This window comes from Paramuribaculum intestinale (assembly GCF_003024925.1).
GTDB lineage: Bacteria > Bacteroidota > Bacteroidia > Bacteroidales > Muribaculaceae > Paramuribaculum > Paramuribaculum intestinale.
In genome coordinates, this window is sequence record NZ_PUED01000106.1 from 1 (window position 1) to 8,995 (window position 8,995).

The window sequence follows — 8,995 nt, forward strand, 5'->3', positions numbered from 1 at the left end:
GGCTTGCGGTAGTAGCCGGTCATGACGGTGGGGCCTTTGACGAGTATCTCGTTTTCGGGGCCGATCTTCACCTGCACCCGCGGTATGGGTGTGCCCACGGTGCCGATTTCGTAGCCGACGCGCGGGAAGCAGGCCACTGTGGCGGTGGTTTCGGAGAGCCCGTAGCCTATCAGCACGTTGATGCCGCAGCAATGGAAAAATTCAGTTATCGCGGGCGAGAGAGGGGCGCCGGCGGTCGGGAATATGTTGCCGCGCTCCACTCCGATCACACGCTGCAGGGGAGTGAACACCAGGCGGTCATAGAACTTGTAGCGCAGTTCCAGAAGCCGTGGCGCGCGGAGTCCGAGACGGTCGTAGTCGAGGTTGCGCCGGCGGCCTACCTTCTGTGCCCGGCGGGCTATGAAACGGCGCAGGGGATTCATATCGGCCATCTTGCTTTCTATGACAGTGTAGACTTTCTCCCAGAAACGGGGCACGGAGCACATGCAGGTCGGATGCCGCTCGCGAAGTGTCTGCTGTATGCGGTTGGGATCGTTGTTGATCGCTACCGGGATGCCGGTGTAGAGGCAGAAGTAGGTCCATGCGCGCTCGAAAATGTGGCACAGCGGCAGAAAGCACACCGATGAGTCGCATTCGCTGAGCATGTCGAGCCGTTCGCGGTGTATCTCTATGGCGGCCGTGAAGCAGGCGTGGGTGAGCACGGCTCCTTTCGACTCGCCGGTGGGGCCGGAGGTGTAGATGATGGTGGCTATGTCATCGGGCTGTGCCTCGCGGGTGCGTTTCTCCACTTCGCGGCTGTATCTTGCTGCTGACTCCCGGCCTATCTCCATCAGTCGGGCGAATGTCATCGAGGTGGTGTCGTCAGGATCGGTCTCCACCTCGTCGAACGTCACTATGTGGCGCAGTGTGGTTGTGGATCCGTCGGTCATCAGCCGCCGGGCGAGTTCATACTGCTGTCGGGTGCCTGCGAAGAGCAGGCGTATCGATGCGTCGTCGACGATATATCCCACCTGCTGCTGCGAGCTGGTCGAATATATGGCGATTGGCACGGCTCGTACGGCGTAGGCGGCGAAGTCGACGTTGAGCATCTCCATGCGGTTGGCCGAGAAGATGCCTATGCGTTCGCCCGGCTCCACCCCGAGGCTGCACAGGGCTGCCGCGAGAGTGTCGGTGTCGGAGTCCATGCGGCGCCAGCTGACCGGCGTCCATTCATCTCCCTGCAGGGTTGCCACCGCCTCGCGGTCGCCGTATTTTATGGCCTGGTGTTTTATCAGGCCTGTCAGTATATTTTTCATTTACGGTTCTCTTATTATATCGGAGTTTCGTGCAAATTTAACGATTCTTCCCGGAAAACACCGCCGCCGGGGCGATATTTTCCGGGAAGATATGCAGAGATGCAGGTCGTTATGACGCGGCGGGCGTCAGCGTTTCTTCATGTCGAAGCGGTAGACGGCCGAGAGCATCACGTAGCGGGGCAGACAGTTGCGCCATGTTTCGGTGCGGCCCTGGGCGTTGATCGAAGTGTAGACGTGCTTGGCCGAGCCGAGAATGTCGTAGGCGGCCAGTTTGAGGGTGAATCCGCTTGTGGCGAACGTCTTGCTTGCCGTGGCGTTCCAGATATATTCGGTGGTGTTCATCTCCTTGTTTTCGTATCCGCGGCGGAAGTAGGGATTGAACTGTGTGTTGAATTCGATCTGGGCGGGCAGTTTGAGCAGCAGGCGCAGCGAGGGGTTGTAGGCGTAGCTGGTGCGGTCGTTGAAGCCTTCGCGGGCGGAGTGCTGATGCTCTACGGCGGCGGCGAATCCTGCGCCGATGGTCGATCCGTTGCTGAAACGGTAGTCGATGCCGGCGCGGGGGTTGACCGAGGTGTTGAACACCGAGCTGCGGGTCGGAGCGGCGTCGATGGCCACGTAGTCGGCCGAGTTGGTGCCGTTGCCAATGATCATGGCGGTAAGGGTGAAGCGGTCGTTGAGCTGGGTGTTGAAGTAGAAATGTAGATATGTGTTCCAGTTGCCTGAAATGTTTTCGGGGCGGTTGATGGTCACTCCTGTCGCGGGGTTGTATGTCTGGGCCATGGCTACGGCCGAGGTGGTGACGTTCCATCCGCCGTTGAGTTGCACTATGGTGCGTTTCTTGCCGCGTGAATAGCGTCCGATGTAGAAGTACGCGCTGTGTGTGAGTGAGTTGCGCAGGCCGTCGGGGTTGCCGAGCGTCACGTTGAGCGGATCGGATGTGTCGCGGTTGTCCACGAGATAGCTGAAGAGCGGTGCTTCATGACTGATGTTGTAGCCGATGTTTGCGTTGAGCGATCTGATCTTGTTCTGCGACGAGAATGAGAAGTATATCGACGGTATCAGCCAGTCGTTGGTGCGTTTGAGGTGCTGGTCTATGATGCCGGGCTTTTCGAAGTCGTAGTGCTCGTTGTGGTGGAAATATCCTAAGCTGAAGCCGACGTTGAAGCCGGGATTGAGCGTCGAGTCGCCGGGAGCGGTGGCGGTGTTGCTGTAGTTTAGGCTGCCGATCATGCGCGTGGAGTTGTTTGACTGGCGTGTGTAAGGGGAGTTGATCATGTCGGCTATCATGTATTCCGGCCTCGTGAGCGACGGGGGAGTGATGTGATCGGGAAGACGGTCGGCCGAATAGGTGTGCATGTCGTTGTTGTTGTAGGTGTAGTCATACAGTCCGCGAACCGCCCATGTCAGCTTGGTGGTGCGTTTTTCGCCGAAGTTGGTGTAGTCGCGCATGTACTGTATGGCAGCCTGGGCGGCTTTCTTGAGGAGTTCGGTCGAGGTATAGGTGTCGCGTTTCATCGGGTCGGCTCCGCCGGTGTTGGCGGCGCCTATAGCCTGGTTGTAGAGTGTGCGGGTGTCGACGGTGTTGCGCTATATGTCACCTATCAGATTGACTCTCACTACTCCTTTCCACGACGCGGGGCGTATGGTGGTCCATGTGTTGATGCGGCCGTGGAGATTCTCCGGGTCGTTGACCGACAGATTCTGGAGGCTGGTCAGCAGGTGGCGGCGGAAGTCGTTGAGCTTCGGTCCGGTGGCGTTGAACACCGAGTCGATAGCCTCGCCGCGGCTGTTCTCCACCGGATCGGTGTCGAAGGTGGCGGTCAGGTTGTTGGTGCGGGTTTTGTTGCGGCTCCATTCCAGCGACGGCATCAGGGCGAATGCCAGCGATTTCAGACGGAAGTTGAGATCGTGGTCGGTGCGCAGTGTGTGGCCTTTGGTGCGTCGGCGCAGTTCGCCGCGGCGGTAGAGGTCGCCCGAGGGATAAAACCGTGTGATCGATGAGATCTCATGCTCGTTGATGTCGTTGTGGCGGTAGTTGAGGTTGCCCGAAAATTCGGTTTCCTCGCCGTTCTTGTAGCTGTAGTCGATACCGCCCATGGCCACGCGGTTGATGCCGTTCTCCGCCGAGCGTTCCCACCACTGGCCGTTGTCGCCGGCCTGCGATGAGTTGCCGGTGTTGTTGATGTTGCCGAACACCGATATGCGCAGTTTGTCGGTATAGCCGAGGCCGAAGATTCGGCCCATATATCTGTCGCGGGTGCCGTAGCCGGCTTCGGCGTTGGCCATCCACCCCTTGATATACTCCTTTTTGAGCTGAACGTCCATCACGAGGTTCTGATCATCCTCCAGTTTGTCGGCGTTGGAGTCGGAGTGGGTCAGATAGGCGTCGTCGTCGGCCTTGTCGTAGACTTTGAGATTCTTGACAGTGTAGGCGGGCAGGTTCTGAAGAGCCACTTTGGGATCACCCTTGAAGAAGTCCTTGCCGTTGACGAGCAGTTCGTTGATCTTGCGGCCGTTCACCTCTATCACGCCGTCCGACGAGATCGTGGCGCCCGGGAGCTGGCGCACGAGGGCGTCGAGCATCGAGCCTTCGCCGAGCTGGAAGGCAGCGGCGTCAAACACCACCGTGTCGCCCTTCATCACCATCTTCACGCGCGTGCCGGTGACGGTCACTTCGTTGAGCTTGCGGGTCAGCTCTTTCTCCATCCTTATGGTGCGGAGATACTTGGTGTTTTCGCTGACGGAGCCGATGCGGAAGGTCGTCGTGGCCGGCGTATATCCGTCCTTGAACAATGAGATCCGGTAGGTGCCGATGCCTGAATTGACCAGGGCGCGCAGCTGATTGCCCGAAAGGGTCTTGGTGGCGTCGTTGCCTGTCAGCAGTTTGAAGTTGACTTTGACGGTGTCGTCCTTGTAGATCTCTACTTCGCAGGAGTCCACCGAGTCCCATTCCTGGTCGTAGATGTAGCCCACGAGCATGAATTTCTTGAGGTCAGCCGAGGCCGTGAAAGCGGTAAGAATTGCCGCCAGGCAGATTAATGCCGTTCTTAATGCGTTGTGCATGACTGGTTTATGGGGGGGGGGTAAGTTACAAAAATGAAATAATGATCGGTCGGTTGAGGCGGCGCTGTGCGTCGCGCTCTTATATATGACGTTAGAGATGTGTGATTCGTTACATCCCTCTCCCGAAAAATTATAAAAAAAGTTGATAATCGGCTGCGGCGGGCTGTCGCGGTCAGTGACCCATGGCCGACTGTATGGTGTCGATCACGATAGGCTTGAGACCCGTGACGAAACACTCCACGGCTATCACCATCAGCAGCAGGCCCATGAGGCGCATCATGACGTTGTTGCCTGTCTCGCCTATAATCTTCACCAGGCGAGTGGAGGCGCGCAGTATGAAGTAGGTCAGGGTGTAGATAAAAGTTATGGAGCCTATCAGCACTCCTTTCAGAGCCAGCGTGTCGGCCGATTCCATGAGCATGATGCCGTTGGCTATGGCTCCGGGGCCGCAGAGCAGCGGTATGGCCAGCGGAGTGACCGAGATGTCGTTGGCGTAGTTCTTGATCTCTTCGTCCTTGAGCTTCGTGTGCGACACCCGCGCCTGAAGCATGTCGTAGCCGATTTTCAGTATCACTATGCCGGCGGCTATGCGGAAGCCGTTGGTGGAGATGCCGAAGAATTTGAAGAGAAACTGTCCGAGCACCGTGAAGGACAGCAGCGTGACGAACGAGATGAATGTCGCTCTCCTGACTATGGCGCGGCGCTGCGGTTCGGCCATGTCCTGCGTCATGGTCAGAAACACCGGCATCGTGCCAAGAGGGTTGGTCAGGGTGAAAAACGATGTCAGGCAGAGAAACGCGAATGCGAGTATCGATGTGTCGGGCATTGTGGGGCTGTGTTTTTTATTGGTTGAAGGTCGGCAGAGAGCGTTAAAGCCCCATAAATTCTGAAGCCGCTGTGGGTGGCGTGGAATTTATGAGGCTTTGTAGCTTCGTTAGAGGGTTACGTCCGGGTCAGAACTCGGCGTTGTTTGGTGTGCGGGGGAAGGGTATCACGTCGCGGATGTTGGTCATGCCGGTGACGAAGAGCACCAGACGCTCGAAGCCGAGACCGAATCCGGCGTGCGGCACTGTGCCGTAGCGGCGCGTATCGAGATACCACCACATATCCTTCATCGGTATGTTCAGCTCCTTGATGCGCTGCTGCAGCTTCTCGTAGGAGGCTTCGCGCTCGGAGCCGCCGATGATCTCGCCTATCTTCGGGAACAGGACGTCCATGGCGCGCACGGTGCGGCCGTCGTCGTTGAGCTTCATGTAGAAGGCTTTGATATCCTTGGGGTAGTCGGTCAGTATCACCGGGCATTTGAAGTGCTCCTCCACAAGGTAGCGCTCATGCTCGCTCTGGAGGTCGATGCCCCACGATACGGGGAACTCGAACTTGCGGCCCGACTCCTGAAGTATCTTCACGCCTTCCGTATAGGTCAGGCGCACGAATGTGGAGTCGACTATCGAGCGGAGGCGCGCCTCAAGCTCCTGATCATACATCTGGCTCAGGAACTCGATGTCGTCGTGGCAGCGTTCGAGGGCGTAGGATATGCAGTATTTTATGAAGTCCTCGGCCAGATCCATGTTGTCGGCGATGTCGATGAACGCCACCTCCGGCTCGATCATCCAGAACTCCGACAGATGGCGCGGAGTGTTGGAGTTTTCGGCGCGGAAGGTGGGGCCGAACGTATAGATCGCGCCCAGAGCCGTGGCTCCGAGCTCGCCTTCGAGCTGGCCGCTGACGGTGAGAGCCGTCGGCTTGCCGAAGAAGTCGGCGCTGTAGTCGACGCGTCCCTCTTCGTCGCGCGGCGGATTGGCGATGTCGAGCGTCGTCACCTGAAACATCGCTCCGGCGCCCTCGCAGTCAGAGGCCGTGATCAGAGGGGTGTTGAGGTAGTAGAAGCCGCGCTCCTGGAAGAATTTATGGATGGCGAAGGCCAGCGCGGAGCGTATGCGCAGCACGGCTCCGAAGGTGTTGGTGCGGGGGCGCAGATGGGCTATCTCGCGCAGGAATTCGAGCGAATGGCCCTTCTTCTGCAGCGGATAGGTGGCCGGATCGGCGGTGCCGAACACTTCGAGCGTCTGGGCCTGCACCTCGCAGCTCTGGCCGCGTCCCTGCGACTCCACCAGAAGGCCTTTCACATGGATGGCCGAGCCGGTGGTGACGGGGCGCAGGTCGTCGTCGGAGAAGAGAGTCATGTCGAAGACTATCTGCACCGAACGGATGGTAGAGCCGTCGTTGAGGGCCACAAACTGCACGTGCTTGTTGCCTCGGCGGGTGCGCACCCAGCCCATCACGTCCACCTCCTTGCCGATCATGCCGGGCGAGTAGAGGTCGGTTGTTTTGGTACGTTTCATTGTCAGTGTGTGATCTGTCGGTTTATGATGGAGGGGCGTCCGGGGATTACTCGAACGAACCCATCTTCAGGAAATTGACCTCATCCTGTGTCAGGTAGCGCCAGCGGCCGCGCGGAAGGTTCTTCTTCGTGAGGCCGGCGAAATACACGCGGTCGAGCTTCGTGACGTGGTAGCCGAGGCTCTCGAAGATGCGGCGCACGATGCGGTTGCGTCCCGAGTGTATCTCTATGCCCGCCTGGTTGCGGTCGGTCTCGGTGGCGTAGGATATGGCGTCGGCGTGGATGGGGCCGTCGTCAAGCTCTATGCCGTCGGCTATGCGCTGCATGTCATCCTCCGAGATGTCCTTGTCGGTCCATACGTGATAGATCTTCTTCTTCACATATTTCGGATGGGTGAGCTTCGAGGCGAGATCGCCGTCGTTGGTGAGCAGCAGCACGCCGGTGGTGTTGCGGTCGAGACGACCCACCGGATAAATGCGCTCCTCGCAGGCGCCCTTCACTATGTCCATCACCGTCAGGCGGCCGTTGGGATCGTCGGAGGTCGTCACGCAGTCCTTCGGCTTGTTGAGCAGTATGTAGCACTTGTGCTCGAGCGTGACCACCTTGCCGTCGTATTCCACAGTGTCGGAGTGGGTGATCTTGGTGCCGAGCTCGGTCACCACATTGCCGTTCACCTTCACCAGACCCTGCTGGATGAATTCGTCGGCCTCGCGGCGCGAGCATATTCCGGCGTTGGCCATGAATTTGTTCAGACGTATCTGTTCGTCGGGATCGGGCAGAGGCATCTCATACTCCACGCGTTTCGGACGCGGAACGAAGCTCTTGCCGCCGCGCGGCATTCCGAACTGGTTGTGACGCTGCGGGCGCTGGTTCTGGTAGCCGCCCTGCTGCTGACGGTAGCCGCCCTGCTGGCGTCCCTGGTATCCCCCTTGACGGTTCTGGCCCTGATAGCCGCCCTGCTGCTGACGGTAGCCGCCCTGCTGACGAGGCTGATAGCCGCCTTGCTGCTGACGGTAGCCACCCTGCTGACGGGGCTGATAGCCGCCCTGCTGCTGACGGTAGCCGCCCTGCTGTCGGGGCTGATAGCCCGTGTGACGCGGCTGATAGCCGCCCTGCTGATAGCGCGGACGGTAGCCGGTGTTGGGCTGTTCGGTGTTGTTCTCGCCTGCCGCGCCCGTGGTGTCGGCCGATGCCTCACCCTCGGGGGCGTTATATCTGTTGTGGTAGCCACCCTGATTGTAGCGGGGCTGATAGCCGCCCTGCTGGCGGTAGCCGCTCTGGTTGTTGTAACGTGGCTGATAGCCGCCCTGATTGTAGCGGGGCTGATAGCCGCCCTGCTGGCGCGGACGGTAGCCGGTGCCCCCCTGATGATAGTCGGGAGCTGTCTGATCCGATGTTGAGTCAGTAGTAGTGTAACTGTTGCGCTGTTCGGTCGGCATGTCGCCGGCTGCGGGACGGCTCTCCCCGATGCGCGGACGTTTGGTCTTCTTGTCGTTGCTGTTGTCCATGATGGGTTCTGTAGCTGTGAAAATAGGGTTATTGATGCCTCGCGGCGGTTTGTTGATAGTTAAAAAAGGTTGTAGTTGTCAGAGAGAATAGTTTATATTGAATTCATGTTTATGGCTGCGCATGATGTCGCTATGGCATTTGCAGCCCAAGAGAGCTAAATCCGTTGCAAATTTAGCAGTTTTTTCAAACTATAACAAAAAATCCCGCATAATTGATCACAATCCCTATTACCCTTTAGCCTATTGGTCTTGTCTATATCCCATGTAAGCCCTATTAGGGCGGTACCTGTCCTCCGACTTCCCGATTTCTCCACCTTTTTGTGGCTGGGGGTGGTCACCGCACGCTCCGCGGATCGCTCTGTGCTGACGCGCGGCGCGGCCTCGTACCCTCCGGGACTCGCCGCGCTGTGCCGTGTCCCCGCCTCTATCCGGGGTCTCCGCCTCGCGCGGTCACCGCTCCGCTATCGCCTCGCGTCGCCCACGCCTCGCTCCGAACCCCGGTTACTGTCAGCCCGCACGCTCCGCGGCTTCGTTCCTCCCCGCCTAACCCTCTCCCCGGCTCACCTTCTGCCGTGTGGCATCGCCGCCTCTGCCTCCGACTCTCTGTGCCCTCGCTTCCCCCTCTCCTCATGCCGGATGGGATGTCGTCCTCGGAGCCGCGGAGCGTGCGGGCTGACAGTAACCGGGGTTCGGAGCGAGGCGTGGGCGACGCGGGGGGGGAGCGGAGCGGGTAACGCGCGGGGCGGAGACCCCGGGCAGGGGCGGGGGGACGGGGACGCGCGCGGGGG

The 8,995-nt window shown here is 59.3% G+C and carries 6 protein-coding genes; all 6 read right to left on the reverse strand.

Translation table 11 applies throughout. The features are described 5' to 3' along the window. On the reverse strand, positions 1–1,295 hold a 1,295-nt coding region (locus tag C5O24_RS08580; RefSeq protein WP_107681709.1), incomplete at its 3' end, for an AMP-dependent synthetase/ligase. A gap of 126 nt (positions 1,296–1,421) precedes the next feature. Continuing rightward, complete coding sequence (locus C5O24_RS08585) at positions 1,422–2,810, reverse strand: outer membrane beta-barrel protein (protein WP_107036752.1); 1,389 nt, start codon at positions 2,808–2,810, stop codon at positions 1,422–1,424. A 72-nt stretch (positions 2,811–2,882) separates the two neighbouring features. Next, on the reverse strand, positions 2,883–4,358 hold the full coding sequence (locus C5O24_RS08590; protein ID WP_107036751.1) for a TonB-dependent receptor: 1,476 nt from the start codon (positions 4,356–4,358) through the stop codon (positions 2,883–2,885). A 172-nt stretch (positions 4,359–4,530) separates the two neighbouring features. Further along, positions 4,531–5,184, reverse strand: coding sequence for a MarC family protein (locus tag C5O24_RS08595; RefSeq protein ID WP_107036750.1), 654 nt, complete (start codon positions 5,182–5,184; stop codon positions 4,531–4,533). A gap of 127 nt (positions 5,185–5,311) precedes the next feature. Then, the gene (gene asnS / locus C5O24_RS08600; RefSeq protein ID WP_107036749.1) at positions 5,312–6,700 is read right to left on the reverse strand and encodes an asparagine--tRNA ligase; all 1,389 of its coding nucleotides are present in this window, start codon (positions 6,698–6,700) and stop codon (positions 5,312–5,314) included. Between the two features lie 46 nt (positions 6,701–6,746). After that, on the reverse strand, positions 6,747–8,207 hold the full coding sequence (locus C5O24_RS08605) for a pseudouridine synthase (protein ID WP_107036748.1): 1,461 nt from the start codon (positions 8,205–8,207) through the stop codon (positions 6,747–6,749). Positions 8,208–8,995 lie beyond the last annotated feature (788 nt).